Origin of the sequence: Paraburkholderia phenazinium (genome assembly GCF_900100735.1) — a bacterium.
Lineage (GTDB): Bacteria > Pseudomonadota > Gammaproteobacteria > Burkholderiales > Burkholderiaceae > Paraburkholderia > Paraburkholderia phenazinia.
In genome coordinates this window covers 76629-103556 of record NZ_FNCJ01000023.1, presented here as the reverse complement: position 1 = coordinate 103556, position 26928 = coordinate 76629, and the positions used below count along the sequence as shown (strand labels likewise).

Sequence of the window (26928 nt, the reverse complement as noted above, 5' to 3'; positions counted from 1 at the left end):
GGCCGGGCCTATTCGCTGATTGGGCGACATACTACACGAAAAAGGGGCTTCCGTGACCGCTTCGCGTGAGCAAAACAATCAGGAAGCCCCTATATCCGCAGCAGCAGCCGGATGCCCCTCGATCAATTCCCTTCGAGGAACGACTTCAGCTTGTCAGAACGGCTCGGGTGACGCAGCTTGCGCAGCGCCTTAGCCTCGATCTGACGGATCCGTTCACGCGTCACGTCGAACTGCTTACCGACTTCTTCGAGCGTGTGATCGGTGCTCATCTCGATACCAAAACGCATACGCAGCACCTTCGCTTCGCGCGGCGTCAACGAGTCGAGCACGTCCTTCACGACATCGCGCATGCTGGCATGCAGCGCTGCGTCAGCCGGCGCAACCGTGTTGGTATCTTCGATGAAGTCGCCCAGATGCGAATCGTCGTCGTCACCGATCGGCGTTTCCATCGAGATCGGCTCCTTCGCGATCTTCATGATCTTGCGGATCTTGTCTTCCGGCATCTCCATCTTTTCTGCCAGCGTGGCCGGATCCGGCTCGAGACCGGTTTCCTGCAGAATCTGACGCGAGATGCGGTTCATCTTGTTGATCGTTTCGATCATGTGAACCGGAATCCGGATCGTACGCGCCTGGTCCGCAATCGAACGCGTGATGGCCTGACGGATCCACCACGTGGCGTACGTGGAGAACTTGTAGCCGCGACGATATTCGAACTTGTCCACCGCCTTCATCAGGCCGATGTTGCCTTCCTGAATCAGGTCCAGGAACTGCAGGCCACGGTTCGTGTACTTCTTCGCAATCGAGATCACGAGACGCAGATTGGCCTCGGTCATTTCACGCTTGGCCTGACGCGCCTTCAACTCCCCAGCCGCCATTTGACGGTTGGTTTCCTTCAGGTCCTTCAACGGCAGCACCACACGTGCCTGCAGGTCCAGCAGACGCTGTTGCTGTTCGCGAATCGCCGGGATGTTACGCGTGAGGATGGCGCTGTACCCGTGACCTTCGGCAACGATCTTGTCGGCCCATTCGAGGTCCGTTTCGCTGCCCGGGAAACGGGCGATGAACTCGGCACGCGGCATGCCGCACTTGTCGACCACCGTATGCAGGATCTGACGCTCGACCTGACGCACTTCGTCCACCTGAGCCCGCAGCGTGTCGCACAGACGCTCGACGGTACGCGCGGTAAAGCGGATCGTCATCAGCTCGTTCTGGATCGTTTCCTGAGCCTTCAGGTACGACTTGGACTTGTAGCCTTCCTTCTCGAAGGCACGACGCATCTTGTCGAACCATTCGCTGATGAGGGCGAACTTCTCGAGCGAGGCGCGCTTCAGCGCTTCCATCTGCGCTGCGTTGGCGGTGGCTTGCGCCGCGCCATCGTCGTCTTCCTCGTCTTCTTCTTCGTCCTCTTCGACTTCCTCTTCTTCGCTCTCAATCGCTTCCGCTTCCTGCGCGGAGAAGCCGTCGGCATCTTCTGCGTTGGCGTCGATCAGGCCGTCGACCAGTTCGTCGATGCGGATTTCCTCGTTTGCGACCCGCTCGGCCATCGCGAGGATGTCGGCGATCGTCGTCGGGCACGCGGAGATGGCCATCACCATGTGCTTCAGGCCGTCTTCGATCCGCTTGGCGATTTCGATTTCGCCTTCGCGCGTGAGCAGCTCGACCGTACCCATTTCACGCATATACATGCGGACCGGGTCGGTGGTGCGGCCGAATTCGGAATCGACAGTGGACAGCGCTACTTCGGCTTCCTCTTCAACTTCGTCGTCTGACGAAGCCGCCGGCGCGTTGTCGTTCAGCAGCAGCGTTTCGGCGTCGGGCGCCTGCTCGTAGACGGCCACGCCCATGTCGTTGAACGTGCTGATGATGCCTTCGATCGCCTCAGTCTCGGCAAAGTTGTCCGGGAGGTGATCGTTGATTTCAGCGTATGTCAGGAAGCCGCGCTCTTTGCCGAGCTTGATCAGCGCCCGTAGTTTCGCGCGCCTTTCTTCCAGTTCTTCAGCGGTGCCAGGTTGGGTAGACGCGAAAGCATCCTTCAGCAGCGCTTTCTCCTTCGCGCGGCGGTCGCGTGCCTTGGCCTTTTCGCCTTTTCCCGGAGCTGCAGCAGTTTCCTCGCTCGGGGTTGCGTCGTCATCGACGGATACTTCATTCAGCTTTTTCGTCATGGAGTTCGCCGTACCGGCTGTAGTCTCGACTCCCGGCTGTTGGACAACAGCCTGCAGAACCGTGGATACTGGAGTCTCGCGCGTTACCGCATCGTCCTGGGCGGCAACGGCTTCCCTTGCGCTTCTGGTACTCGGCCGCTTCGTGACCGGCGTGGCGGCTTTCGCCGTACTCACCGACGCCGCTTGCGCGGCGGAAGTAGTCGAGGATTTCTTCCTCACAGAAGGTGTGACGCTCGCGGCAGACGCTCTTTTCGCGGAAGAAGCGGGCCTGGCCGGGGTGACCTTGGTGGTCGGCTCCTCAGAACCTGTGCCTGTCCCTTTCTTTCCGCCTGTAGTCTTTGCCATTGCAATCGCCTTTCGCCTTTTGCCTGGAAAACAAACCGCTGAAAACCTTTTATTATAGCACCTAGGCCTCAGCCCTCCCCTCTACAGCCCAAGCTGACGCTTCATGTCAGCCCGTTTCTGATTCAGATCCGTCAGCTCGGCAAACTCCTCGGCGGTATGCCTCGATTGCCGTGAAAGTTGCTCGAGTCGCTCACAATAGGCGTCATAGCGCATCTTCAGGATTGCCGCTTTTAACTCTTCGCCAACAATCCGTTCCTGCTCGCGCCGTTCCTCGATGACGGCCGCGTCCGTAGGGTCCTTCAGCAACAAATCCCGAACGTTTTCATCATAGTCCAGAATTTTGCGAAAGATTTCCTCGAAAGTCGGGGCGTTGGCGCCATTTCGCAAGAGATCGGACAGCAACTGGAACTCCGCCGCGTCGCCCAGCGCGCGGGCATGGGTCGTGACTTCCTCAAAAAGCTCGCCGTGGCGGGTCACCGCCAGCAGCGCCTGCTCGGCCTCTTCGTCCAGCACCGCGACCGTCCGCGGATGCATCACGAGGTTGCGCAGGGTCTTTTCCTCGATCCCTGTCACACTGCGGCGGTCCTTGCGGGCCGGGGCCTGGCGGGCGGCCGCGGCGATCCGGGCATCCACCTCGCATAACGCGGCCACCTCGTCGAACGGCACGTCGAGCCGGTCGGCGAACATATGCATGATCTGCGCACGCAGCGCATTGGCCGGCAGCGCCTGCAGCAACGGCTTCGCGTCGAACAGCGCGCGCGCCCGGCCTTCCGGCTGGTCCAGCTCCTTGCCGGCCAGCACTTCATTCAACATGAACTGCGACAGCGGCATGGCCCGCTCGACCTGCTCGGCAAAGGCTTCAGTGCCGAATTCGCGCACGTAGCTGTCCGGGTCGTGTTCCGTGGGCAGGAACAGGAAGCGGATGGTCCGGTTGTCCGCCGCATGCGGCAGGCAGGCGTCAAGCGCCCGGCGCGCCGCGCGGCGGCCCGCCGAGTCGCCGTCGAAGCTGAAAATCACCGTATCGGTCTGGCGCAGCAATTTCTGTACATGAATCGGCGTACACGCCGTACCCAGCGTGGCAACCGCGTTCTGGAACCCCAATTGGGCCAGCGCGACTACATCCATGTACCCTTCGACCACCAGCACGTACTGCTGTTCACGAATCGCGAGACGCGCCTCGAACAGCCCGTACAACTCGCTGCCTTTGTTAAATAGAGGCGTTTCGGGCGAATTCAAATACTTGGGCTCGCCGCCGTCCAGCACCCGGCCGCCGAAGCCGATCACCTGGCCTTTGACATTGCGGATCGGGAACATGATCCGCTCGCGGAAGCGGTCGTACCGGCGGTTCTGACCCTGGGCGTCGGACTTCTCGCTGACGATGACGAGTCCCGACTCGACCAGCGCATCGTCCCGATAATTAGGAAATGCGGCTTCCAGATTCTGCCAGCCGTCCGGCGCATAACCGAGCCCGAAACGGGCCGCGATCTCGCCGGTCAAGCCACGCTTCTTCAGATACTGGATCGCGCTGGGCGCGCCGCGCAGTTGCTTGCGATAAAAGTCGCAAGCCGTCTGCATCACATCGGAGAGCGCGGTGGTCACGGCCTTGGAGACGGCCGGCGCATAGCCGCCACTGCCACCGCCAGCCTGATGTGGCGACGGCTCCTGTGGCACCGTCAGACCGACCGATTGGGCCAGATCGTTGACGGCTTCAGGAAAGGACAGCCCGGCGTGTTCCATCAAAAAGCCGATTGCCGTGCCATGCGCACCACAACCGAAGCAATGATAGAACTGCTTAGTCGGACTAACGGTAAACGAGGGGCTCTTTTCGTTATGAAACGGGCAGAGCCCCATGAAGTTCGCACCGCCCTTTTTCAGTTGCACATACTTGCCGACCACGTCGACGATATCGACGCGGTTCAGCAGATCCTGCAGGAACGAATGCGGAATCACAGTGGGGGCGCTACCTTGAAAGCCTGAAGGCTGCGCGGCCCGCGCAAAGGCAGGCCGTACAGTCCGTTGAACCGACGTTACTTCGCGAGCGCAGCCTTGACCAGCCCGGATACGGCGGTCATATCGGCACGGCCCGCGAGCTTCGGCTTAAGCACGCCCATCACCTTGCCCATGTCCTGCGGGCCGGCAGCGCCGGTTTGCGCAACCGCGGCCTGCACTTCGGCGGCGATTTCCGCGTCGGACAGCTGCTCCGGCATGTACGCCGAGAGGATGGTGAGCTCGGCGCTTTCCTTCTCGACCAGATCGGCGCGCGCTGCCGCTTCGAACTGGCTGATGGAGTCCTTGCGCTGCTTGATCATCTTGTCGATGACCGCGGTGATGGCGTCGTCGTCGAGCACGACGCGCTCGTCGACTTCACGCTGCTTGATCGCGGCGAGCAGCAGGCGGATGGTGCCGAGACGCTCGGTTTCGCGGGCGCGCATGGCGGCCTTCATGTCGTCGTTGATCCGATCCTTGAGACTCATTACTCACCTGAATGCGTTGGAATGTAAAAAGGTCTGGCCATGCCCGGTGCATCAACACAAAAACCCGCTTGGGACTGCTTCCTCAAGCGGGTTGGCGCGAATTCGCGGAGTAGATGCGGCGTGACCAGGGTGGCCTTGACGGCCAGGTTGTCCGCACGGGGCAGCGTTTAGTGCCGCCACCGGTTGCGTGCCGACGCTCCGTAGGAACCGCAGCGACGTCAGAATCAGTAAAACTTCTTTGGCAGCATCTGGCTGCGCAGCCGCTTGAAGTGACGCTTCACCGCCGATGCCTTCTTGCGCTTGCGCTCGGCCGTGGGCTTTTCGTAAAACTCGCGCGCGCGAAGTTCGGTCAACAACCCGTTCTTCTCGATCGTGCGCTTGAAACGGCGCATCGCGACTTCAAAAGGCTCGTTTTCTTTTACGCGGATGATCGTCATTTTTCAATAACGGAACTTCGTAAAGGTTGGGGAGTATAGCAGACCTTTCTCACAAACACACGTCCGCGTCAAGCCCCCCAATGCCGGTTCACGCTTATCAGAGGCTTGCGCCGGCCCGAGCATACTCCGCGGCGGCCTGGCCGGCTGCCACGCCCGATGCCCACGCCCACTGGAAGTTGTAGCCGCCGAGCCAGCCTGTTACGTCCACCGCCTCGCCGATGAAGTAGAGGCCCGGCGCCCGGGCACTCATCATCGTGGTCGAGGACAGATCGCGGGTATCGATCCCGCCTCGCGTCACCTCGGCCTTGCGGTAGCCTTCGGTGCCGTTCGGGGTGAGAGTCCAGCGCGACAACGCCTCACCGATGCGGCGCAGGGTCTTGTCAGGCAGGTCGGCGATGCGCGCCTCCGCCGGAATCTGGTGGGTTTCCAGCCAGACGTGTGCAAGCCGGGTGGGCACCCATTCGGACAGCAGGTTGGCAATCTGGCGCCTGGTGCTGGTTTTGGCTTCCAGCAGCGCGGCCGTGGCGTCGCGCTCCGGCAGCAGATTGACGTGGATCGGCTCGCCGGGCTGCCAGTAGCTCGAAATCTGCAGAACGCCCGGTCCGGACAAGCCGCGATGCGTCAGCAGCAGGTCTTCGACGAACTCCGCGCCGGTTTTCTTGTTGCCAGTGGCAAGCTGCACCTCCAGCGAAACGCCGGATAGTGCGGCAAACGGCTCCCAGTCGGCTGCGGCAAAGGTCAGCGGCACCAAGGCCGGACGAGTGTCGATCAGCTTGTGGCCGAACTGCTTGGCAAGCCGGTAGGCGAAATCGGTTGCGCCGATCTTCGGGATCGACAGGCCACCGGTCGCCACCACCAGCGCGCGGGCGCGGATCGGGCCGGCGTGCGTATCGAGGGTGTAGCCGTCGGCTGCGTCGTGCCGCACCTGCTCGACCGCGAGCGGCCGGCGCCAGACAATACCGCCGGCGTCGCACTCGCTTTTCAGCACGTCAATGACCGCGTCGCTCGACTGGTCGCAGAACAGTTGCCCTTTGTGCTTCTCGTGCCACGTGATGCGATAGCGCTTGAGCAGCGCCATGAAGTCGCGCGGCGTATAGCGTGCGAGCGCCGAGCGGCAGAAATGGGGGTTCGCCGACAGGTAGTTGGCCGGCCCCGCGTACAGATTCGTGAAGTTGCAGCGGCCGCCGCCGGAGATGCGGATTTTCTCCGCGAGGCGCGGCGCGTGGTCGATCAGCACGACGCGCCGGCCAAGCTGGCCGGCGACCGCCGCGCACATCATGCCGGCTGCGCCCGCGCCGATGACCGCGATATCGAAGGATTCCATGGCGCGCATTGTACCTGCGGCCCCTGCCCCGCACTGCTATACTTTCAGGCTTGCCTTTTCACTTTTCGGGCACCTGAACATGCCGGCGGAAGCAGGCTGGGCCGCAACCGGCTAGAAGCCGCGCTGTGCCCCAAGCTGCAACTCAAGCGCATGTTGGCCGCGCCCGTGCAGCCCACACATCATGCTCGTTCTCGGCATCGAAAGCTCCTGCGACGAAACCGGACTCGCGCTCTACGACACGGAGCGCGGCCTGCTGGCGCACGCCCTGCATTCGCAGATTGCGATGCACCGGGAGTACGGCGGCGTGGTACCGGAACTCGCGTCACGCGACCATATCCGGCGCGCGCTGCCGCTGCTCGAAGAAGTGCTGGAGCGCGCCGGCACGGCGCGCGGCGAAATCGACGCGATTGCCTACACGCAGGGTCCGGGTCTGGCTGGTGCGCTGCTGGTTGGCGCGAGCATCGCCAATGCGCTCGCCATGGCGTGGGACAAGCCCACCATCGGCATTCACCATCTTGAAGGGCATTTGCTGTCGCCGCTGCTGGTCGACGAGCCGCCACCGTTTCCGTTCGTCGCCCTGCTGGTATCCGGCGGTCACACGCAGTTGATGCGCGTGACGGATGTGGGCGTCTACGAAACACTCGGCGAAACGCTCGACGACGCGGCCGGTGAAGCCTTCGACAAAACCGCGAAGCTGCTCGGTCTCGGCTATCCCGGCGGTCCGGAAGTCTCGAAGCTGGCCGAAAAAGGCACGCCCGGCGCGGTGGTATTGCCGCGGCCCATGCTGCATTCGGGCGACCTTGATTTCAGCTTCAGCGGCCTGAAGACGGCTGTGCTGACTCATGTGAAGAAGCTCGGCGGCGCGGATATCACGGAGCAGGCCAAGGCTGACCTTGCCCGAGGTTTCGTCGACGCGGCCGTGGATGTGCTGGCCGCCAAGTCGCTTGCCGCGCTCAAGAAGACCAGACTCAAGCGCCTGGTGGTCGCGGGCGGGGTGGGGGCAAACCGGCAGTTGCGCGAAGCCCTCTCGGCCGCTGCGAAGAAGCGCGGCTTCGATGTCCACTATCCGGACCTGTCGCTGTGCACCGACAACGGCGCGATGATCGCGCTGGCCGGCGCGCTGCGTCTGCAGCGCTGGCCCGATCAAAGCGGCAAGGACTATGCGTTCACGGTGAAGCCGCGCTGGGATTTGACATCACTCGCACGCTGAGCGAGCCAAACATCGGCTTACCGCGAAGCAACCCGCTTGTCATGCTCGATCACAGCGTACGCGCTGTGATTGTGGATCGATTCGAAGTTCTCAGCCTCGAGCACATACGCCACAATCCGCGCATCCGCATTCAGACGCTGCGCCACATCGCGCACCAGGTCCTCGACGAACTTCGGATTTTCATACGCGCGCTCGGTCACGAACTTCTCGTCCGGGCGCTTCAGCAAGCCCCACAGCTCGCACGACGCCTCTTCTTCGGCAATCCGAATCAGGTCTTCCACCGGCACCTCATCGGCCAGCTCGGCATTGATCGTCACGTGTGAGCGCTGGTTGTGCGCGCCGTATTGGGAAATCTTCTTCGAGCACGGGCACAGGCTCGTGACCGGAACCAACACCTTGAGAAACACTCGCGTCACGCCGTTACGGGTATCGCCCGTCAGCGTCACTTCGTAGTCCAGCAGACTTTGCACGCCCGACACCGGCGCCGTCTTGTTGACGAAGTACGGGAACGACACTTCGATGCGGCCCGCTTCGGCTTCGAGCTTCTCGAGCATCGCCGCCAGCATCGTGCGGAACGTCGACGGCTCCAGCGGCGCCTTGTTCTCTTCGAGCAGCGCCACGAAGCGCGACATGTGCGTGCCCTTCTGATCGGCAGGCAGGTGGACGTCGAGGTTCCACGTACCGACCGTCGGCTGCACGTCGCCACCCTGTGTACGCACCGTCAGCGGATGGCGCACCGCCTTCACGCCGACCCGTTGAATCGGGATCTGGCGGGTGTCGACCGTACTCTGCACGTCGGGCATCACAAAGGCGGGGTTCATCTGATTCATGTTCTTGTTCCTTTCAGGAAAACACCGGGCCGCCCCAAGTTCTTGCCCCCTCGGGAGGCTGTCTCACCGCGACAAGTTGGGACTGCTCAGCGGCCGAGCGGATCGACGCACGCAACGGCGAACGCCGGCTGAGGCCGGCGTTGCATGATGGGCCCGAAGGCCCATCGATTCAAGTTGGAGATTGCTATAGCCGCGATAGCGCCTGCAAACCTCGGCGCCCGGCTCGGTCCTACGACTCGCTCGCCGGCCTGTTTAGGCGACGCGCTTGACCGACTTGCCTGCCGCGCCGGTGGCGTGATCCAGGAAGCGTTCGCGGATCGATTTAGCAATGCCCGCGCTATCCAGACCGCACTCCGCGAGCAGCTTGGCCGGATCCCCATGATCGATGAAGCGATCGGGGAGGCCCAATTGTAGTACGGGACGCATAACCCCACTGGCAAGCAGGGCTTCGACGCAGGCCGAACCCGCACCGCCCATCACGCAGCCTTCTTCGACGGTGACGAGGTAGTCGTGGGTTTCCGCCAGTTCGCGCACCAGTGCCTCATCCAATGGCTTGACGAAGCGCATGTTCGCCACAGTGGCGTCCAGTTGCTCCGCAGCCGCCAGCGAGGGCGCCACCATCGTGCCGAACGCCAGAATCGCAATGCGCTTGCCGGCAGGTTGCGTGGTCTCGCGACGCACTTCGCCCTTGCCAAGCGGCAGCGCAGCCATCTGCTTGACCGTCGCCACGCCCGTGCCGGCGCCGCGCGGATAGCGCACCGCCGTCGGGTTCGGCTGCTGCAGCGCCGTGTACAGCATCTGACGGCACTCGTTTTCGTCCGAAGCCGCCATCACCGTCATGTTCGGGATGCAGCGCAGGAACGCCAGATCGTATGCGCCCGCGTGGGTTGCGCCGTCCGCGCCGACCAGGCCCGCGCGGTCGATTGCGAACACCACCGGCAGGTTCTGCAGGGCGACGTCGTGGATCAGCTGGTCGTATGCACGCTGCAGGAACGTCGAGTAGATCGCCACGACCGGCTTCATGCCTTCCGCCGCCAGACCGCCCGCGAAGGTCACCGCGTGCTGCTCGGCAATGCCGACGTCGAAGTAACGGTCCGGGAAGCGCTTCTCGAATTCCACCATGCCCGAGCCTTCGCGCATGGCCGGCGTAATGCCAACAACACGCGAGTCGAGTTCCGCCGCGTCGCACAGCCATTCGCCGAACACTTGCGTGTAGGTTTTCTTCGAAGGCGTGGTGGCAGGCTTGATACCTTCAGCCGGGTTGAACTTGCCTGGGCCGTGGTACAGCACCGGATCCGCTTCGGCCAGCTTGTAGCCTTGGCCCTTCTTGGTCACCACGTGCAGGAATTGCGGACCACGCAGTTCCTTGATGTTCTGCAGCGTCGGAATCAGCGAATCGAGATCGTGACCGTCGATCGGGCCGATGTAGTTGAAGCCGAACTCTTCGAACAGCGTAGCCGGCACGATCATGCCCTTCGCGTGCTCTTCGAGCTTGCGGGCGAGATCGAGCATCGGCGGCGCGACGCGCAGCACGCGTTCCACGCCGGCACGCGCCGCTGCGTAGAAGCGGCCCGACATCAGGCGCGCCAGATGGCGATTCAACGCGCCCACCGGCGGCGAAATCGACATGTCGTTGTCGTTGAGGATGACCAGCAGCGGCACGTCGTCTTCGACGCCTGCGTTGTTCATCGCCTCGAAGGCCATCCCGGCCGTCATCGCGCCGTCGCCGATCACGGCGATGCCCATATTGTTCTGGCCTTGCAGCTTGCTGGCGATCGCCATGCCAAGCGCAGCGGAGATCGAGGTGCTGGAGTGCGCAGTGCCGAACGTGTCGTACTCCGACTCGTCGCGGCGCGGAAAACCGGAGATGCCGCCGTACTGACGCAGCGTATGCATCTGGTCGCGGCGGCCGGTCAGGATCTTGTGCGGATAGGTCTGATGGCCGACATCCCAGACGATCCGGTCGCGCGGCGTGTCGAACACGTAGTGCAGCGCAATCGTCAGTTCGACCGTGCCAAGATTGGACGACAGATGTCCACCCGTCTGCGAGACGCTGTCGAGCACGAAGGCACGCAACTCGTCTGCAAGCGGTTGCAATTGGCGGCGATCGAGGCGGCGCAAGGCTGCCGGGTCGTCGATGGTTTTCAGCAAGTCGTACATCGTCGTTCCATTGTAGGAAAACTTACGCGCCCGCACTTCATTCACGCATTCATCGTGGCGAATGCGCGGCGGCGGGCTTTCGCGTTCAGCTAACCCGGTTCACCACCAGGTCAGCCAGTTCGGCAAGACGCTGCGCACGCGCGCCGAACGGCGCAATCGCAGCGTGGGCATCGGTGCGCAGTTGCGCGGCGAGTTCGCGCGACGCTTCCAGCCCAATGATCGACACGTAGGTCGGCTTGCCGTCCTTTGCGTCTTTGCCTGCCGTTTTACCGAGCGTCGCGGAATCGGTCGTGACGTCGAGAATATCGTCCACGACCTGAAACGCGAGGCCCACAGCGGCCGCGTACGCGTCGAGCGAACGCATTGCGTCCGCGCTCGGCGCTTCGCCCGCCAGTGCCCCCATGCGGACCGAAGCGCGCAGCAGCGCGCCGGTCTTCATGCGGTGCATCGTCTCGAGTTGCGGCCGCGTCAGCGTGTGGCCGACGCTCGCCAGATCGATGGCCTGGCCCCCTGCCATGCCGATCGAGCCGCTCGCCAGCGCCAGTTCGCGCACCAGCGCCGCCTGTTGCGCAGGCGCCACCACATCCGCTGTCAGCGCGACGAAAGCTTGCGATTGCAGCGCGTCGCCGACCAGCAGCGCGGTCGGTTCATCATACTTAACGTGCACGGTGGGCTTGCCGCGCCGCAGCGCGTCGTCGTCCATGCACGGCATGTCGTCATGCACGAGCGAGTAGACGTGGATCATCTCCAGCGCCGCTGCCGCTGCATCGAGGCATTCGACGCGCGCGCCCGTCAGCTCCCCTGCCGCATGGCACAGCAACGGGCGTACCCGTTTGCCACCGCCCAGCACCGCGTAGCGCATGGCTTCGTGCAGTTGCGCCGGCTCCACGCTCGGCGCTGGCAGATAGTGTTCGAGTGCTGTCTCGACGCGCTCGAGCACCGAGTGCATCCATTGTTCGAAAGTCATAGGTCGTCCCCGCTCTCTGTAGCGGCTGTGCCTGCGCCACCCATGGGCAGCGGCTTGAGGGTCTCGCCGTCGAGAACCTTTACCTGCTGCTCGACCTTTTCCAGTTGTTGCTGGCAAAAGGTCACGAGGGTCGCGCCGCGCCGGTACGCGGACAGCGATTCCTCGAGGCTCAGACTGCCGCCCTCCATCCGCGCAACGAGTCCTTCCAGTTCCGCCAGCGCCGCTTCATAGTTCTCGGGCAGCGGGGTGCTGTCGGCGCCCTCGGGTGTTGCAGCGGATTCTTTTGATGCGGTCTTCGCCATGAATGGTCGCAAAATTAAAACAAGTCGGACATTCTACGGCAAAAGCGACAAATCCGATCCGCTCGCCGCTCCTCGCCCTGCCTGCTTACCTTACGGCCCACCCAGAGCCTGACAGAAAAAAATCCTTTTTGCTCGCACGAAAAGAGTGAACCATCTTCACAATTTTGACCCAAATCAGACACTTAGTCGCCCCAAGGAGGGGGAAACGGGTATAATCGCGGGCTCCCTAAATCGAATCTTCGATGGTTGGGTTGTTCACTGCTTTCATCTTCACGGGAGTGGGAATGTCCAATCTGAGCAATGCATTGCAGTTGCGGTCTGTCCACAGCCAGCTGCCAGTCACGGCTTACTTTGACGAAGCGCTTCTAACGCGCGAAATCGAAACCCTTTTCAAGAAAGGTCCTCGCTACATCGGGCACGAACTCATGGTGCCGGATGCGGGGGATTATTTTGCCCTGCCCAGCGAGCGCGAGGGGCGTGTGCTCGTTCGTAACAAGCAGTCACAAGTTGAGCTGCTGTCGAACGTGTGCCGCCACCGGCAAGCCATCATGCTCAAGGGGCGCGGCCAGTCGGAGAATATTGTCTGCCCGCTGCACCGCTGGACGTACGATCTGAACGGCCAGTTGCTCGGTGCACCCCATTTCGCTGACAACCCCTGCCTGAATCTCGGCGCTACGCCGCTGCAGAACTGGCAAGGGCTGCTGTTCGAGGCCCAGGGGCGCAACGTTGCGCAGGATCTCGCACGGCTGGGCACCAAGCAGCACTTCGACTTCTCGAACTTCATGTTCGATCACGTCGAAGTCCATGAGTGCAACTACAACTGGAAGTCGTTTATCGAGGTTTACCTCGAGGACTACCACGTCGCGCCGTTCCATCCGGGACTCGGCAGCTTCGTGTCGTGCGACAACCTGGAGTGGGAGTTCGGCGAGTGGTACAGCGTGCAGACGGTCGGAGTCCACAAGGGCCTCGAGCAGCCGGGCAGCCCGACGTATCGCAAATGGCACGACCAGGTACTGCGCTTCCGCGAGGGCAAGGCCCCCGAGTTCGGCGCCATCTGGATGGTGTACTACCCCGGTCTGATGATCGAGTGGTACCCGCACGTGCTGGTCGTGTCATGGCTGATTCCGCGCGGTCCGCAGAAAACCACCAATGTGGTGGAGTTCTATTACCCTGAGGAAATCGCGCTGTTCGAGCGTGAATTCATTGAGGCTGAGCGCGCCGCCTACATGGAAACCGCCCGTGAGGACGACGAGATCGCCGAGCGGATGGACGCTGGCCGCCGCGCACTGATGGAACGTGGCGAGTCGCAGGTCGGCCCGTATCAGAGCCCGATGGAAGACGGCATGCAGCACTTCCACGAGTTCCTGCGGCGCGAACTCGGTACGATCTGAGCGGCAACGCCGCCTGGAACAGGCGCGCGGGCAGCAATCATGGAAAGACGGGCTTCGACCCGTCTTTTTTTGTTTAGACTAACAACATGATTCGGTTGAGTGGCCTGGGCTTGCGATAAGCCTTGGCTTGAACCGCGCCGAAGCCGCCTGTTTAGGAGCCGTCATGCCGCACACTCACTACACCACACTGATCTCCGCGACGAACCTCGCGGAACGGCTCACCGCTGCGCCAGGCAGCGTCTTCGTGATCGACTGCCGTTTCGATCTGGCCGATCCCGAGTCCGGCGAAAAGGCCTATGCGGCCGGCCATCTGCCGGGTGCGCAGTATTTCCATCTAGACCGCGATCTGTCTGGCCCGAAGACCGGCGCCAATGGCCGCCATCCCCTGCCCGACCGCGCCAAGCTGGTCGCGGCCTTGGCCGCGCGTGGTCTCAAGCAGGGCCAGCAGGTCGTCGCCTATGATGCGCAAGGCGGCATGTACGCCGCGCGGGCATGGTGGCTGTTGCGCTGGCTAGGCCACGACTCAGTGGCCGTGCTTGACGGCGGGCTGCAAGCCTGGCAGGCAGCGGGTCAGCCACTGACCCAGGATGTCGTGCCGCATAGCGCCGGCGACTTCAAGGCGGGCGCGCCGCTCGCGGTCACCTTCGACGTGCAGGCCGTGGAGCGCAACCTCAGCACGCATGAGCGGGTGGTGATCGATGCGCGGGCCGCGGATCGCTATCGCGGCGAGAACGAAACGCTCGACAAGGTGGGCGGGCACATCCCGGGTGCCTTGAATCGCTTCTTCAAGGACAACCTCACGGCCGATGGCCGCTTCAAGCCGGCCCATTCGCTGCGCGAGGAATTCCAGGCGCTGCTGCCGGGCATCGCACCGGATCGCGTCGTGCTGCAATGCGGCTCGGGCGTGACAGCCTGCGTCAACGCGCTGGCAATGGAAGTGGCCGGCCTGCACGGCGCAGCGCTTTATGGGGGATCGTGGAGCGAATGGAGTTCGGATCCGGCAAGGCCGGTTGCGACCGGGCCGAATCCGTAAGGACAGTGGGCGGGTTGGAGGCTTGCCGACCCGGCCGCGCCGCGCCCGGCAACGCCTTACCGCCATAGCCTACCGCGCCTAACCCACGCCGTGCTGCTTGAACCAGACCTGCGCGCGGCGCCAGCCGTCTTCGGCATCGGCCCTCTTATAGCTCGGCCGGTAGTCGGCAAAGAACGCGTGCCCCGCATCGTCGTAGACGACGAACTGCGAGCCACGCCCGGCCTCAGGCCCCTGCGCAATCGCCTGCTTCATTTGCGCGAGCGTGTCCTGCGGGATGCTTTGATCCTGCAGGCCGTAAAGGCCCAGCACCGGCGCATGCAGATCGGCCACCCGGTCGATCGGGTTGGCTGGCGTCATCGCCGTGTGAGCGCCAGCCACTCGGCCATACCACGCCACCGCCGCCTTCACGCGTGGATTGTGCTCGGCGTACAGCCATGTAATCCGCCCACCCCAGCAAAAGCCGTTAACGCCCAAGCGGTTCAAGTCCCCGCCGTTCGCGCCTGCCCAGGCGACGGTGGCATCGAGGTCACCCATCACCTGCTCGTCGGACACCTTGCTGACCAGTTGGTCGCTCAACTGCTGGATCGTCGGATACACCGACGCATCGCCTTGCCGGACATAAAGGTCCGGCGCAATCGCCAGATAGCCGAGCTTGGCAAAGCGCCGGCAGACATCGGCGATATGCTCGTGCACGCCAAAAATCTCATGCACGACGATGATCACCGGCAAGTGGGTCTTGCCTGCGGGTTGCGCGCGATAAGCCGGCACGAGCGTGTCGCCGGAATGCACGGCGACTTCGCCAGCTTCGAGGCCTTCGCTATCGGTATGGATGGTTTGCGCGGATACCGGCAAGACGGCGGCGGCGAATCCAGTGCCGAGCGCAGCCTTGATAAAGGTACGTCGATTGAAGGGCACGTGCGGGACCAGGCTGTCGACTTCGGGTTTCAGCATGCGGCACTCCTTGAATGAAGAGCAGTGATCGGCGGTGAAGGACTGTGAACGACGAATTGAATGGCAACAGGATACGCTCGCGCGCATCCCGTTGCAGAAGCTCGCCGGTCCGGAGAACCGTCTGCGCGACTCTCAGTGCAGCTTGACCCGCGGCAGCGTCGTGCGGCGCAGCCAATGCGCGAAGGTGTCGAGCACCATCCGTGCGTAGCCATGCAGCGCGGCAATATGCAGCCGGTACAGCGACATATACATAAAGCGCGCAAAGAGGCCTTCGATCAGCATGTTGCCGCCGATCACCCCGCCCATCAGATTGCCGACCGCACTGAAATGTCCGAGCGACACCAACGAGCCGAAGTCCCGATAGGTGAATTCCGGCAGCGGCTGATTTTCGAGCCGTGCAGCCAACGCCTTCAGCAGGAAGCTCGCCTGCTGGTGCGCGGCCTGGGCGCGCGGCGGCACGTTGCGTTCGTTACCCGGCCACGGGCAGGCGGCGCAATCGCCCAGCGCGAAAACATTGTCGTCGGTCTCCGTCTGCAGGGTACGGCGCACGACCAGTTGACCGAGCCGGTTGACCGGCAGGCCGTCGAGCTGCGACAGGATCGCGGGCGCCTTGATACCCGCCGCCCACACCGTCAGGTCGGCGCGGATCGCCTGGCCGCTGGCGGTCCGCACCACGCCCGGCGCAACTTCGGCAACCGTTTCGCCGGTCATCAGCTTGACGCCCAGCTTCGTCAGTAACTCGGCGGTCGAGGTAGACACCCGCTCCTGCAACGCCGGCAAGATCCGCGGCCCCGCCTCGATCAGCACAATACCCACGTCATGGCGTGGGTCGAGCTTATGCAGCCCATACGCGGACAATACCTGAGCGGTATTGCGCAATTCCGCAGACAATTCGACGCCCGTCGCGCCGGCGCCGACAATCGCCACCTGGATGCGCGGCTCCGTGGACGGAGTCGGCGGCGTCGACGCGTCCGGCGCTGACTCCACCGGCTCATACACCTGATACTCGGCACGCATGCAGGCCGCGATCAGGCGTTTGCGGAAACGCTCTGCCTGACCGACCGTATCGAGCGCGAGCGAATACTCCGGCGCGCCTTTGACGCCGAAGAAATGCGTCGTACTGCCGATCGCAATCACCAGCGTGTCGTACTCCAGCACGCGTTGCGGCAGCAGTTCCGCCCCGTCGTCGTCGATCACTGGCGCGAGCGTAATGCGCTTCGCCGCCCGGTCCAAGGCCTGCAGCTCGCCCTGCTGAAATTCGAAGTGATGCCAGCGCGCCTGCGCGGCATATTCGAGCTCCTGCGTGAACGGGTCCATGCTGCCGGCGGCCACTTCGTGCAGCAACGGCTTCCAGATATGGGTCGGATTACGATCGACGAGCGTGACCTGCGCAGTCACCGCGCCTTTATTCTTGTGTGGGGCATAGCGATCGCCGAGACGCGTCGCCAATTCCAGACCGCCCGCACCTCCACCAACGACGATAAAACGATGCATCGTAGTTCTCCGTGTTTGCCGATCGGTTATGCGTCGAGACGGCCCACGTCACCCGCGCCGGGCCGTCTGTCAGTGATTGTCCGCGCGCAGCACGGCGTGCCACAAGTCGTCGGAGCACATGTGTGACATGTGCTCGACGATATCGCGTGAAGTGCGTGCCCCCGTGTCTCTTAGTGCGCTTCTTCCCAGTTGGCGCCGGCACCGACTTCGGCAACCAGCGGCACTTTCAGCGCAGCGACACCGCACATCAGTTCCGGCAAACGCTTGCGCACCTCGGACAACTCGCTATCCGGCACTTCGAGGATTAGTTCGTCATGCACCTGCATGATCATGCGCGTACCGACCTTCTGCGCCTCGAGCCAGTTCTGCACGGCGATCATCGACATCTTGATCAGATCGGCGGCAGTGCCCTGCATCGGCGCGTTAATCGCGGCGCGCTCGGCAGCCTGACGGCGCGGCCCGTTGCCGCCGTTGATTTCCGGCAGCCACAGGCGCCGGCCGAACACGGTTTCCACGTAGCCCTTGGCCTTCGCGCTCGCCCGGGTTTCGTCCATGTAGCTGGCAACGCCCGGATAGCGCGCAAAGTAGCGGTCGATGTAAAGCTTCGCCGCATCGCGCGTGATGCCGAGGTTGGCGGCAAGGCCGAATGCGCTCATGCCGTAGATCAGACCGAAGTTGATCACCTTGGCGACACGCCGCTGGTCGCTCGACACCTCAAGCGGCGTGACACCGAAGATCTCGGCGGCAGTGGCGCGGTGAATGTCCTCGCCCTGCGCGAAAGCGCGCAACAGCGAAGCATCGCCAGAGATGTGCGCCATGATGCGCAATTCGATCTGCGAGTAATCCGCGGAAACGAGCTTGTGACCCGGCGGCGCAATGAACGCCTCGCGAATGCGGCGGCCTTCCACGGTGCGCACGGGGATGTTCTGCAGGTTCGGATCGTTCGAAGCGAGCCGCCCAGTGACCGCCACGGCCTGTGCATAGTTGGTATGCACGCGGCCCGTCTGCGCGTTGACCATGCGCGGCAGCTTGTCCGTATAGGTGGACTTCAGCTTCGACAGGCCCCGATGTTCGAGCAACAGCTTCGGCAGCGGATAATCCTCAGCCAGCTTCTGCAGGACTTCTTCATCCGTCGAGGGCGCACCGCTCGGCGTCTTCTTGACCACCGGCAACTGCAGTTTCTCGAAGAAAATCTGTCCGATCTGCTTCGGCGAGCCGAGATTGAATTCGCCCTCAGCCAGCACATAGGCCTCGGTTTCCAGCTCGATCAAACGTGCCGCGATTTCATTGCTTTGCAGACGCAGCTTCTCGGCGTCGATCAGCACGCCGTTACGCTCCATCTTGCGCAACACGCGGGAGGTGGGAACCTCGATCTCGCTATAGACGCGCTTCAGGCCCGCGTCCGCCGCAACCTGCGGATACAAGGCGTGATGCAGACGCAAGGTGATATCCGCGTCTTCGGCTGCGTATTCGGCGGCCTGTTCGAGCGCGACTTCGTCGAAGCCGATCTGCCCCGCGCCCTTGCCCGCCACCTCTTCGTACTTGATCGTCTTGATGCCGAGATGGCGCAGCGCGAGGCTGTCCATGTCATGCGTTCGATGCGACTCGAGCACATACGACTCCAACAGCGTGTCGTGCTCGATGCCGCTCATTTCGATGCCGTAGTTCGCCAGCACCTGCTCGTCGTACTTCATGTGCTGGCCGACCTTCTTGTGGTCGGCGCTTTCGAGCCACGGCTTCAATTTCGCGAGCACTTCGTCGCGCGGCAATTGCACCGGATGGTCCGGCCCGCGATGCCCAACCGGAATGTACGCCGCCGAGTTCGCCTCGACCGCCAGCGAAATGCCCACCAGTTGCGCCGTCATCGGATCGAGCGAGGTGGTTTCGGTATCGAAAGCGGTCAGCTCAGCCGCGTTGATCTTCGCGAGCCACGTGTCGAACTGTTCCCACGTCTGCACGGTGTCGTAGTGACGCTCGCCGTCGATCACAGGCGCCACATCTACGCTGGCGCCCGGACCTTCCACGACCTCGGCCGTTTCGACTTCGCGCAACCAGGTCTTGAAGCCATGCCGCGCGAAAACATCGCGCAGTTCATCACGCGCTTCGGGACGGCTGGCCAGGCTCTCTTCGATCGACGTGAGATGCGGCGTCAAATCGCAGGCCGTATCCACGGTCACAAGCTTGCGCGCCATGGGCAGGAAATCCAGCGCACGGCGCAGGTTGTCGCCTACCGCGCCTTTGATCTCGTCAGCATGAGCGACGATGCCATCGAGCGTCTCAAACTGCGTGAGCCACTTGATCGCCGTCTTGGGGCCGCACTTCTCAACGCCGGGCACGTTATCGACGGTATCGCCGATCAACGACAGGTAATCGACGATCCGCTCCGGCGGTACGCCGAACTTGGCCAGCACGCCGGCACGGTCGAGCGTCTCGTTGGTCATCGTGTTGATGAGCGTGACGCGATCGGTCACAAGCTGCGCCAGGTCCTTGTCGCCGGTCGAGACGATCACGTTCATGCCGCGCTTTTCAGCGGCGACGCTCAAGGTGCCGATCACGTCGTCGGCCTCGACGCCGTCGATCATCAGCAATGGCCAGCCGAGCGCTCGCACGGCAACGTGGATCGGTTCGATCTGCCGCGCGAGGTCTTCCGGCATGGACGGGCGGTTGGCCTTATAGTCCGGATACCAGTCGTCGCGAAACGTTTTGCCCTTGGCGTCGAACACGCACGCGCTATACTCTGCTGTGACTTCCTTGCGCATGCGCCGCAGCATATTGATGATCCCGTACAGCGCACCCGTAGGTCCGCCATCGGGTCCGCGCAGATCAGGCATCGCATGGTAGGCCCGGTACAGATAACTCGAACCGTCGACCAATAGCAGGGTCTTCCCTTCCAGCTCGGTGCCCAGCTTAGTTTCCAGGACTCGTTCTTCAGGCATTATGACAAAGAGAAAAGTGATTCCGAGTCTGCGATCACTCGCAGATCAAGAGCGCGCGACAGCCAAAAAGGCTCGCGCATCGTGGCAGATGTTCACGATTATGGCAGAGTTTATTGAGGCGACCGAGTACCTCTCGGAGATTCGCCCGGCTGTCAGCATCTATGGTTCAGCGCGCCTGAAACCGAACTCGCCGTATTACAAACTGGCCACGCAGATCGCACGCAAGCTGTCCGACGCGGGCTTTGCGGTGATCTCCGGCGGCGGCCCCGGCATCATGGAAGCGGCCAACAAGGGCGCACATGCAGGCAAGGCGCCGTCGGTGGGCCTGAACATCGAACTGCCGCACGAGCAATCGGGCAACCAGTGGCAGGACATCTCGCTGCGCTTCCGCCACTTCTTCACGCGCAAGGTGACGTTCGTGAAGAATTCGGATGCGGTGATCGTGATGCCGGGCGGCTTCGGCACGCTGGATGAACTCGCCGAAGTGCTCACGCTGATCCAGACCAAGAAGTCGCGCCACGTGCCGATCATCCTGGTGGGCGGCGAGTTCTGGCAAGGCCTGCTTGGCTGGTTCAAGGAGTCGCTGGTGCCGATGGGCCTCATCAATCCGGATGACATGAACCTTATGCAGGTGATCGACGATCCGGACCAGGTGCTCGAAGCGGTGCTGAAGTTCTACGAAGACCGTGAAGAGGCAGAACCGCATCCGGCGAAGTCCGATGAAGACCGGATGTTCTACCTGTAACGTATGACGGAATGTGAAGCGGCGGGCGGCGTGGCGCTGCCTGCCGCGTCGTTGCACCTCTGAGCGGCAAAGCAAGCCCCGCGACGCTTCACGCGTGCTCGACCTCGTCCTCCTGATCGCCCTGCTCCTGCAGCCAGCGGCAAAACTGCTCCACCAGCGGCGCCTGCGCAACTTCGCGCCGCGCGACCCACCAATAGCCGCGCGCATCGATAAGCGGACCTTCAAGCGGCGTCACAAGCCGGCCCGAAGCCAGTTCATCGGCGAGCATCGGCAATGGGCCGAGCGCGACACCCAGCCCATCCACGGCTGCTTGCAACGCCAGATAGAAGTGATCGAAAGACTGCTTCTTGCGGCATTTTGCCTTCACGCCCGCCGCCGTCAGCCAGTTGCGCCACGCGTCCGGCCGCGTATCCGAATGCAACAGCACGTGCCGCGCGAGATCGTCGGCCACCTTGATCGGCGAGCGCTGCAATAGCGTGGGACTGCACACCGGCAGTTCGCTTTCGCCAAGGAAGTGTCCGCTTACGCAATTCGGCCAATGCGCCGGCCCGCGCCTGACTGCTACGTCATAGCCTTCCAGTGTCTCGACGGGCGCGTTCGAGGTGGACAGCCGCAGTTCCACATTGGGCATCTTGCGTTGAAACTGGTTGAGCCGCGGCAGCAGCCACTTCATCGCGAACGTAGGCAGCGCGTTGACGCGCAGCACATGCACCACGCCGGTATCGCGTAGCTGATTGGTCGCAAGGGCGATGCTGTCGAACGCGGCCTGGACGGTTGCCAGATAGCGCCTGCCGTCCTCGGTAAGCCGCACGCGCTTGCCGATGCGGTGAAACACCTGCACGCCGACCCACGCCTCGAAGGCGGCAACCTGCCGGCTAATTGCACCGTGCGTCACATGCAATTCGTTCGCGGCAGCGGTGAAACTGTCGTACCGCGCGGCGGCTTCGAAGGCGCGCAGCGCCGGAAAGGGGGGAAGATTGCGGGTCATGCTTGTGATTCTAGATCACAAGGAGCCCCCCGAAAAATCGTTTTGCATACGGGCGGAACGGCGTTAACCTCCGCAGGATGGAAAAAATAGCCGACAACATGGATCAACACCTCTCCTCCGCCGAAGCCGGCCTCGCGCCCCCACCCACCGTCAGCGAGATTTTCAGCGGCTTTCTCGGCCTCGGGCTGATCTCGTTTGGCGGGGCCCTGCCGCTGGCGCGGCGCGCGATCGTCGAACAGCGCCGCTGGCTCAGTGCCTCGGACTTCACCGACCTGCTGGGCCTGTGCCAGTTCCTGCCGGGTGGCAATGTGATCAACCTTTCGGTGGCGATTGGGATGCGCTTTCGCGGATTGCCCGGCGCGCTGGCGGGCTTGCTTGGGTTGATTGCAGGGCCGTCGCTGGTGGTAATTGGCCTCGGCGTGTTGTACGAGCACACGCAAAGCGATCCGCACATCCGTCATCTGTTTGCGGGGCTCGCGGCGGCAGCTGCAGGGCTGCTGATCGCGATGGCCGTGAAGATCGTGCTGCCGCTGTGGCGCAAGCCGGTCGCGGCGGTCATCGCCGTGCTGGGTTTCGTGGCGATCGCGCTGCTGCGCTTTCCGTTGCTGCCTACCATGCTCGTGCTCACGCCGCTTAGCATCTACCTCGCTTCGAGGACCGTACGATGAACGACACCCTCATTTCACTTGCCATCATTTTCAGTCAGTTGTCGCTGCTCGCTTTCGGTGGCGGTAACACGATCCTGCCGGAGATGCAGCGCCAGGTCGTCGAGGTGCATCACTGGATGCCGGCCAGCGAGTTCAGCGCACTCTTTGCGTTGGCGCAGGCCGCGCCTGGTCCGAACCTGATGGTCGTGACGCTGGTCGGATGGCACGTGGCTGGATGGGCGGGGATGCTGGTGAGTTCGGTGGCGAAGTTCGGCCCGTCGTCGATTGTGACGATTCTCGCGCTCAAGGCATGGGAACGCTTCAAGGATCGGCCGTGGCGGCGCTACGCGCAAGCGGGGCTGGTACCGGTGACCGCGGGGCTGGTGGCCGCGAGTGCGGCGCTGATCGCGCATGCGTCGGATACGACGATGATCGCGTGGGCGATTACGGCAGTGTGTGCGGTGCTGGCGAGCAAGACGCGCATTCATCCGTTGTGGCTGCTCGCCGCCGGCAGCTTGATCGGGCTGACCGGGATCGGGCAGTTCTAGGGTCTTGTGTGTCGGCGCGGACGCGGACCGCGTATGCGTCCGCAACCGTGCCGGCTTAAGCCACGACTAGCTTACTGGAACGCCACTTCCGCAAAGCCGCGCAGCTTGCTTGCTCATTTTTTTATGAATCAACAGGTTGCGCAATTTTGTCTAACTAAATTCGCCACTTTCAAACCCAATTTGACACGGTTCTTCCGTGTTTTATTGATGCAAGTTAGACAGCGTTGTTCGCCTCTTGGACGTTGCGCGAACACTGCCTTCGGAGTTTTACCAGCGATCCGCCACAACACAGGTTCCAACTGCCGGAACACCGTTCAGCCTCCGCCCGGGGTCTATGCTTGATTGGCGCATTCGCACAATATGACCAAGGAGGCGTGTCATGAAACCCGCGCTATGTGTCGCCGTCGTCAGTATGCTGTTCGGGGTCCAACTGGCGCACGCCGCCTGCCCCAACGACGCCGTCTTCCTCGTTCTCGGTGATCAGATTCGCGGTTACTCCTTGCGCGCCAACGGAGCGACCGAGCCCTGCCAGGTGCTGCAAGGACCGCTCACCACCCTCATGACCGCTGGCGCGACGGTGATCGACAAGAAGGACTCCTTTCACGTCGCACAGTTTCTTACCAGCAGCACGGTCGACATCTTTCCGCGAAAGGCCGAGGGCAATGAGGCGCCCAGTCGGTCGTTCATGTTGACGATAACAAATGACCTGCTCAGCATCGCGGTGGATTCCCACCTCAACGACTTCGTCCTGACCGTTCGCCCCTCGGAGGCGGGGGTGCTGGTCGCTCCCGCCAACAGCTCCGGGCCTGTAAACAATGCGATTCACATCACCGATCCGAATATCGTCCAGTACGTGAGCATTGCGATTGACAGCGAAGACAATCTGCTGATTGCGGGTTATGACATACGGGGGGCGGCGATCATCGACACGTTTGGCACGCGTCGGAGCATTACCTCGCCGCCGCTTTTGCGCAGCCTCGCGGGTAGCAAAACCGGCCTGCTGCCGGGGGCCGGACTTTTTGCAAGGAACAACATGACGATCGCTGTCGATCCGCGTACGGACGAGTTATTCGTCTACAACCAGACCGCGGACGCGACGCAGATCCAGGTGAGCGTTTTCGCCGCCAAGGCGAACGGCGACGTGCCGCCGATACGGACAATCAGCGGTCCAGCCACGGGAATCACTGGCTCTGGCTTGCCGGGAAACAAGATCGCCATCTCCTCGGACGGGCGGCTCTTTGATGCCGAGCCGAACCTGCGCATTCTCGCGTTCGCGCCGGGGGCAAGGGGCAATGTGGCGCCGTCTCAGGTCATCGAGGACTCCACCCCCGGTCCAGTCACCCTGGGCGGGATCGCGGTCCGGTCGAGAGGAGGCCGGCAACATGATGGAAATGACGATGATCAATGAAACAGACGAATACACTCCTGGGGAGGGCGACATTCGTCGGCCGAACGTGGTGATCGTCAACAACCCATCGCTGCCGCCTACCCAGGACAACATCAAAAACGTGGTCGAGATCAAGTTTCCGCCGGACAAGGTTGACCTCAAACAGCAGGCCGCGTACGAAGAAATCGCGGGCGAGCCGGACAAGTCAGTCAAATGGGATCGTCCGATTGCGGGGGCTCCGACGGCGACGAAATGACGCGGGGCCCGGCCGCGAACTCGCGCGAAATTCTCCACCAGTTGATTCTCCGCTCACAAGCCATCCCACCTTGTAAATAAGGAGTCCATATGATCTGATACGTTTACGGCCGTGTTGATCTTGGTCCACCTGTCTTCGATGATCGCCCTGACGACTGAGGCGCAATCCGGCGGACCCCGTAAAGGCCCGCCGGATAACCCTTCGTTACTGGAACGCCACTTCCGCAAAGCTGCGCAGCTTGCGGCTATGCAAACGATGCAAGCCGTTCATCCGCAGCAATTCCATCGCCTTCACGCCGATCTGCAGATGCTGATCGACCTGTGCCCGATAAAACTGATCCGCCATACCCGGCAGCTTCAATTCACCATGCAGCGGCTTATCCGACACGCAGAGTAAGGTGCCGTAAGGCACTCGGAAACGGAAACCGTTCGCGGCAATCGTCGCGCTTTCCATATCCAGCGCAATCGCACGGCTCTGCGACAGCCGCTGCACGGGCTCGCGATGATCGCGCAGTTCCCAATTGCGGTTATCGACGCTCGCCACCGTCCCCGTGCGCATCACGCGCTTGAGCTCAACACCGTCAAGCTGCGTCACCTGCGCAACCGCCCGCTCCAGCGCCACCTGCACTTCCGCCAGCGCCGGGATCGGCACCCACAGCGGCAGATCATCGTCGAGCACGTGATCTTCCCGCACATATCCATGCGCCAGCACATAGTCGCCAAGGCGCTGCGTATTGCGCAAGCCGGCGCAGTGCCCAAGCATGATCCATGCATGCGGACGCAGCACCGCGATATGGTCCGTAATGGTCTTGGCGTTCGACGGCCCAACCCCAATGTTGACCATCGTGATACCGCTGCCATCCGCGCGCTTCAGGTGATACGCAGGCATCTGCGGCAAGCGCGGCGGCGGCGTGCCTTCGTCGGCCTGCTCGCCGAGGTTCGCGTTGTAGGTGATCACGTCACCCGGCTCCACGAACGACGTGTACTCGCTGCGATAAGCGCGCAGGTCCTCGTCGTCGGTATGGGCCATCATCGTGCGGCCGAGTTTGACGAATTCGTCAATGTAGAACTGGTAGTTCGTGTACAGGACGTAGTTCTGGCAGTGCGTGGGCGAAGTCGCCGTGTAGTGCTTCAGCCGGTGCAGCGAAAAATCGACCCGCGCCGCGGTGAAGAGCGCGAGCGGATGCGGCTCGCCAGGCCCAGGCTCAAACGTGCCATTGACAATGCGGTCGTCGAGAAAGCGCAGATCAGGCGTATCGAATACGTCGCGGATACCGAGCAGCCGCTCGCGATCGAGGTCGCCCTCCAAGTGGATCCCTTCTGCAAACGCGAAATGAACCGGAATGGGCTGATCCGAGACACCTACTTCGATCTGCACATGATGGTTCTTCGCCAGCAAGCGCAACTGCTCGCGATAGTAGTTGCCGAACAGGTCGGGCCGCGTCACCGTGGTTTCGAACACACCGGGGCCGGCCACAAAGCCGTACGAGCGGCGCGAATCGATATGCGTATTGACCTCGGTGCACACCCGGACGAACGGGTAACACGCGCGCACCCGGCGCTCGAACGGTTCATTACGCCTGTAACGCGCAAACGCGTCGCGTAAGAATGAGGTGTTCGCTTCGTAGATAGCGGACAGATGAGTGACGGCATCCGCTGCGTCTTCGAAGGCCTCGGTTGGGAAGTCATTGGCGGGCGTCTGCACCGCGCGCTGATTGGTGTTGTTGTTCATCTTCGTTCGCCTCTATTAATGAAACGACATTACCACGGAACCCAGCCCGATTGCTCATCGGGGACGGACCAGTCGAGGGCAGCGAATTTGCGCGCATGTCGCGCGCACGCCGCGCGAAAGCAGCGCAAAATAAGGCTATCGCGCCCGTGGGCAAGGCTGGATTTGCTAGAATCGGGGCACCTTATTGGAGAATCACCATGAAGCCGTTCCTTCCCGTCGCCGTTGCGCTGGCGCTTGCCGTCGCCAACACCGCGATGGCTGCCCAGCCTGTGGACGCACCGCCGCCCGCCGATCAGCCCATGTCCGCCAACGAACGGGCTGGTCTGCCGGACCTGGCCGCGATCAACCGTCCGGCCGCTGAGGTCAGCTCGAAGGTCGAAATCAACCAGCCGCGCCTGCCGAGCTTTTATGAAAAGAGCCCGAACGGCACCGAAATCACGGAATACCGCGATAAGGGCAAGCCGGTCGAAATCAACGTGCATTCGAACCTCGGCACGCGCTATCAGATGAGCGCGCCGCTCGACACGTCGCCGAGCGCGAATAGCAGCGCCCGTCCGAGCAATCGTCTGCCGTCGGTTAGCCTGACCTACTGATCGTTTATCCTGCGGCG

At 62.6% G+C, this 26928-nt stretch carries 23 protein-coding genes; 9 read left to right on the top strand and 14 right to left on the bottom strand.

Features of this window, described 5'->3' with window-relative positions; translation table 11 throughout:
* Positions 1-122: 122 nt before the first annotated feature.
* The 5 genes from rpoD to BLQ92_RS33935 form a co-directional block, all read right to left on the bottom strand.
* Positions 123-2507, bottom strand: a complete 2385-nt coding sequence (gene rpoD / locus BLQ92_RS33955; protein ID WP_090693433.1) for an RNA polymerase sigma factor RpoD — start codon at positions 2505-2507, stop codon at positions 123-125.
* A gap of 81 nt (positions 2508-2588) precedes the next feature.
* The gene (gene dnaG / locus BLQ92_RS33950; protein WP_090693429.1) at positions 2589-4457 is read right to left on the bottom strand and encodes a DNA primase; all 1869 of its coding nucleotides are present in this window, start codon (positions 4455-4457) and stop codon (positions 2589-2591) included.
* 77 nt (positions 4458-4534) lie between these two features.
* On the bottom strand, positions 4535-4981 hold the full coding sequence (locus BLQ92_RS33945; protein WP_090693425.1) for a GatB/YqeY domain-containing protein: 447 nt from the start codon (positions 4979-4981) through the stop codon (positions 4535-4537).
* Positions 4982-5205: 224 nt separating this feature from the next.
* A complete protein-coding gene (gene rpsU, locus BLQ92_RS33940) occupies positions 5206-5418 on the bottom strand; it encodes a 30S ribosomal protein S21 (RefSeq protein ID WP_074266548.1) in 213 nt (70 codons plus the stop codon).
* Between the two features lie 97 nt (positions 5419-5515).
* Positions 5516-6742: a BaiN/RdsA family NAD(P)/FAD-dependent oxidoreductase gene (locus BLQ92_RS33935; protein ID WP_090693420.1), complete on the bottom strand. Its 1227-nt coding sequence runs from the start codon at positions 6740-6742 to the stop codon at positions 5516-5518.
* A 181-nt stretch (positions 6743-6923) separates the two neighbouring features.
* Between BLQ92_RS33935 and tsaD the strand changes: the two genes are divergently transcribed.
* Positions 6924-7952 (top strand): tRNA (adenosine(37)-N6)-threonylcarbamoyltransferase complex transferase subunit TsaD, encoded by a 1029-nt coding sequence (gene tsaD, locus BLQ92_RS33930; RefSeq protein ID WP_090693416.1) that lies wholly within the window; start codon positions 6924-6926, stop codon positions 7950-7952.
* Between the two features lie 17 nt (positions 7953-7969).
* Here tsaD and folE2 read toward each other — a convergent pair whose 3' ends face one another.
* The 4 genes from folE2 to BLQ92_RS33910 form a co-directional block, all read right to left on the bottom strand.
* Positions 7970-8782, bottom strand: coding sequence for a GTP cyclohydrolase FolE2 (gene folE2 / locus BLQ92_RS33925; protein ID WP_090693413.1), 813 nt, complete (start codon positions 8780-8782; stop codon positions 7970-7972).
* Positions 8783-9034: 252 nt separating this feature from the next.
* On the bottom strand, positions 9035-10942 hold the full coding sequence (gene dxs / locus BLQ92_RS33920) for a 1-deoxy-D-xylulose-5-phosphate synthase (protein WP_090693409.1): 1908 nt from the start codon (positions 10940-10942) through the stop codon (positions 9035-9037).
* A gap of 85 nt (positions 10943-11027) precedes the next feature.
* Complete coding sequence (locus tag BLQ92_RS33915) at positions 11028-11909, bottom strand: polyprenyl synthetase family protein (protein ID WP_090693407.1); 882 nt, start codon at positions 11907-11909, stop codon at positions 11028-11030.
* Positions 11906-12211 (bottom strand): exodeoxyribonuclease VII small subunit, encoded by a 306-nt coding sequence (locus tag BLQ92_RS33910; RefSeq protein WP_090693403.1) that lies wholly within the window; start codon positions 12209-12211, stop codon positions 11906-11908. Before BLQ92_RS33910 ends, BLQ92_RS33915 begins: the two co-directional genes overlap by 4 nt.
* A gap of 284 nt (positions 12212-12495) precedes the next feature.
* Between BLQ92_RS33910 and BLQ92_RS33905 the strand changes: the two genes are divergently transcribed.
* Together BLQ92_RS33905 and BLQ92_RS33900 are read left to right on the top strand one after the other, a co-directional pair.
* Positions 12496-13602, top strand: coding sequence for an aromatic ring-hydroxylating oxygenase subunit alpha (locus BLQ92_RS33905; RefSeq protein WP_090693476.1), 1107 nt, complete (start codon positions 12496-12498; stop codon positions 13600-13602).
* Positions 13603-13765: 163 nt separating this feature from the next.
* Complete coding sequence (locus tag BLQ92_RS33900) at positions 13766-14635, top strand: sulfurtransferase (RefSeq protein WP_090693399.1); 870 nt, start codon at positions 13766-13768, stop codon at positions 14633-14635.
* 78 nt (positions 14636-14713) lie between these two features.
* Here the strand turns inward: BLQ92_RS33900 and BLQ92_RS33895 are convergent, their stop codons facing one another.
* From BLQ92_RS33895 to polA, 3 genes are all read right to left on the bottom strand, one after another.
* Complete coding sequence (locus BLQ92_RS33895; protein ID WP_090693395.1) at positions 14714-15586, bottom strand: dienelactone hydrolase family protein; 873 nt, start codon at positions 15584-15586, stop codon at positions 14714-14716.
* Positions 15587-15718: 132 nt separating this feature from the next.
* The gene (locus BLQ92_RS33890) at positions 15719-17080 is read right to left on the bottom strand and encodes an NAD(P)/FAD-dependent oxidoreductase (protein ID WP_090693391.1); all 1362 of its coding nucleotides are present in this window, start codon (positions 17078-17080) and stop codon (positions 15719-15721) included.
* A 170-nt stretch (positions 17081-17250) separates the two neighbouring features.
* Entirely contained in the window at positions 17251-20016 is a 2766-nt protein-coding gene (polA, locus tag BLQ92_RS33885; RefSeq protein ID WP_090693387.1) for a DNA polymerase I, read from the bottom strand.
* A gap of 1 nt (position 20017) precedes the next feature.
* Between polA and BLQ92_RS33880 the strand changes: the two genes are divergently transcribed.
* A complete protein-coding gene (locus BLQ92_RS33880; protein ID WP_090693383.1) occupies positions 20018-20761 on the top strand; it encodes an LOG family protein in 744 nt (247 codons plus the stop codon).
* An 88-nt stretch (positions 20762-20849) separates the two neighbouring features.
* Here BLQ92_RS33880 and BLQ92_RS33875 read toward each other — a convergent pair whose 3' ends face one another.
* The gene (locus BLQ92_RS33875) at positions 20850-21749 is read right to left on the bottom strand and encodes a transcriptional regulator GcvA (RefSeq protein WP_090693380.1); all 900 of its coding nucleotides are present in this window, start codon (positions 21747-21749) and stop codon (positions 20850-20852) included.
* 98 nt (positions 21750-21847) lie between these two features.
* Here BLQ92_RS33875 and BLQ92_RS33870 point away from each other — a divergent pair, with 98 nt between their 5' ends.
* From BLQ92_RS33870 to BLQ92_RS41305, 4 genes are all read left to right on the top strand, one after another.
* Positions 21848-22417, top strand: coding sequence for a chromate transporter (locus tag BLQ92_RS33870; RefSeq protein ID WP_090693376.1), 570 nt, complete (start codon positions 21848-21850; stop codon positions 22415-22417).
* Complete coding sequence (locus BLQ92_RS33865; RefSeq protein ID WP_090693373.1) at positions 22414-22944, top strand: chromate transporter; 531 nt, start codon at positions 22414-22416, stop codon at positions 22942-22944. The genes BLQ92_RS33870 and BLQ92_RS33865 overlap by 4 nt, the downstream gene beginning before the upstream one ends.
* Before the next feature lie 379 nt (positions 22945-23323).
* Positions 23324-24352 carry a hypothetical protein gene (locus tag BLQ92_RS33860; protein ID WP_090693369.1) on the top strand — a complete coding sequence of 343 codons (1029 nt, stop codon included), beginning with the start codon at positions 23324-23326 and terminating at the stop codon, positions 24350-24352.
* Positions 24327-24587: a VRR-NUC domain-containing protein gene (locus BLQ92_RS41305; RefSeq protein ID WP_208449403.1), complete on the top strand. Its 261-nt coding sequence runs from the start codon at positions 24327-24329 to the stop codon at positions 24585-24587. Before BLQ92_RS33860 ends, BLQ92_RS41305 begins: the two co-directional genes overlap by 26 nt.
* A gap of 204 nt (positions 24588-24791) precedes the next feature.
* On the opposite strand, the gene BLQ92_RS33850 is transcribed toward BLQ92_RS41305, so the two are convergent.
* On the bottom strand, positions 24792-26318 hold the full coding sequence (locus tag BLQ92_RS33850; protein WP_090693366.1) for an AMP nucleosidase: 1527 nt from the start codon (positions 26316-26318) through the stop codon (positions 24792-24794).
* Between the two features lie 197 nt (positions 26319-26515).
* Here BLQ92_RS33850 and BLQ92_RS33845 point away from each other — a divergent pair, with 197 nt between their 5' ends.
* Positions 26516-26911 (top strand): hypothetical protein, encoded by a 396-nt coding sequence (locus BLQ92_RS33845; protein WP_090693362.1) that lies wholly within the window; start codon positions 26516-26518, stop codon positions 26909-26911.
* Positions 26912-26928 lie beyond the last annotated feature (17 nt).

Bases quoted from the DNA above. Each gene is read 5' to 3' on its own strand.
- rpoD (WP_090693433.1), bottom strand. From the start codon at position 2,507: ATGGCAAAGACTACAGGCGGAAAGAAAGGGACAGGCACAGGTTCTGAG.
- BLQ92_RS33945 (WP_090693425.1), bottom strand. From the start codon at position 4,981: ATGAGTCTCAAGGATCGGATCAACGACGACATGAAGGCCGCCATGCGC.
- rpsU (WP_074266548.1), bottom strand. From the start codon at position 5,418: ATGACGATCATCCGCGTAAAAGAAAACGAGCCTTTTGAAGTCGCGATG.
- BLQ92_RS33935 (WP_090693420.1), bottom strand. From the start codon at position 6,742: ATGGAATCCTTCGATATCGCGGTCATCGGCGCGGGCGCAGCCGGCATG.
- tsaD (WP_090693416.1), top strand. From the start codon at position 6,924: ATGCTCGTTCTCGGCATCGAAAGCTCCTGCGACGAAACCGGACTCGCG.
- folE2 (WP_090693413.1), bottom strand. From the start codon at position 8,782: ATGAATCAGATGAACCCCGCCTTTGTGATGCCCGACGTGCAGAGTACG.
- dxs (WP_090693409.1), bottom strand. From the start codon at position 10,942: ATGTACGACTTGCTGAAAACCATCGACGACCCGGCAGCCTTGCGCCGC.
- BLQ92_RS33915 (WP_090693407.1), bottom strand. From the start codon at position 11,909: ATGACTTTCGAACAATGGATGCACTCGGTGCTCGAGCGCGTCGAGACA.
- BLQ92_RS33910 (WP_090693403.1), bottom strand. From the start codon at position 12,211: ATGGCGAAGACCGCATCAAAAGAATCCGCTGCAACACCCGAGGGCGCC.
- BLQ92_RS33905 (WP_090693476.1), top strand. From the start codon at position 12,496: ATGTCCAATCTGAGCAATGCATTGCAGTTGCGGTCTGTCCACAGCCAG.
- BLQ92_RS33900 (WP_090693399.1), top strand. From the start codon at position 13,766: ATGCCGCACACTCACTACACCACACTGATCTCCGCGACGAACCTCGCG.
- BLQ92_RS33895 (WP_090693395.1), bottom strand. From the start codon at position 15,586: ATGCTGAAACCCGAAGTCGACAGCCTGGTCCCGCACGTGCCCTTCAAT.
- BLQ92_RS33890 (WP_090693391.1), bottom strand. From the start codon at position 17,080: ATGCATCGTTTTATCGTCGTTGGTGGAGGTGCGGGCGGTCTGGAATTG.
- polA (WP_090693387.1), bottom strand. From the start codon at position 20,016: ATGCCTGAAGAACGAGTCCTGGAAACTAAGCTGGGCACCGAGCTGGAA.
- BLQ92_RS33880 (WP_090693383.1), top strand. From the start codon at position 20,018: ATGACAAAGAGAAAAGTGATTCCGAGTCTGCGATCACTCGCAGATCAA.
- BLQ92_RS33875 (WP_090693380.1), bottom strand. From the start codon at position 21,749: ATGACCCGCAATCTTCCCCCCTTTCCGGCGCTGCGCGCCTTCGAAGCC.
- BLQ92_RS33870 (WP_090693376.1), top strand. From the start codon at position 21,848: ATGGATCAACACCTCTCCTCCGCCGAAGCCGGCCTCGCGCCCCCACCC.
- BLQ92_RS33865 (WP_090693373.1), top strand. From the start codon at position 22,414: ATGAACGACACCCTCATTTCACTTGCCATCATTTTCAGTCAGTTGTCG.
- BLQ92_RS33860 (WP_090693369.1), top strand. From the start codon at position 23,324: ATGAAACCCGCGCTATGTGTCGCCGTCGTCAGTATGCTGTTCGGGGTC.
- BLQ92_RS41305 (WP_208449403.1), top strand. From the start codon at position 24,327: ATGATGGAAATGACGATGATCAATGAAACAGACGAATACACTCCTGGG.
- BLQ92_RS33850 (WP_090693366.1), bottom strand. From the start codon at position 26,318: ATGAACAACAACACCAATCAGCGCGCGGTGCAGACGCCCGCCAATGAC.
- BLQ92_RS33845 (WP_090693362.1), top strand. From the start codon at position 26,516: ATGAAGCCGTTCCTTCCCGTCGCCGTTGCGCTGGCGCTTGCCGTCGCC.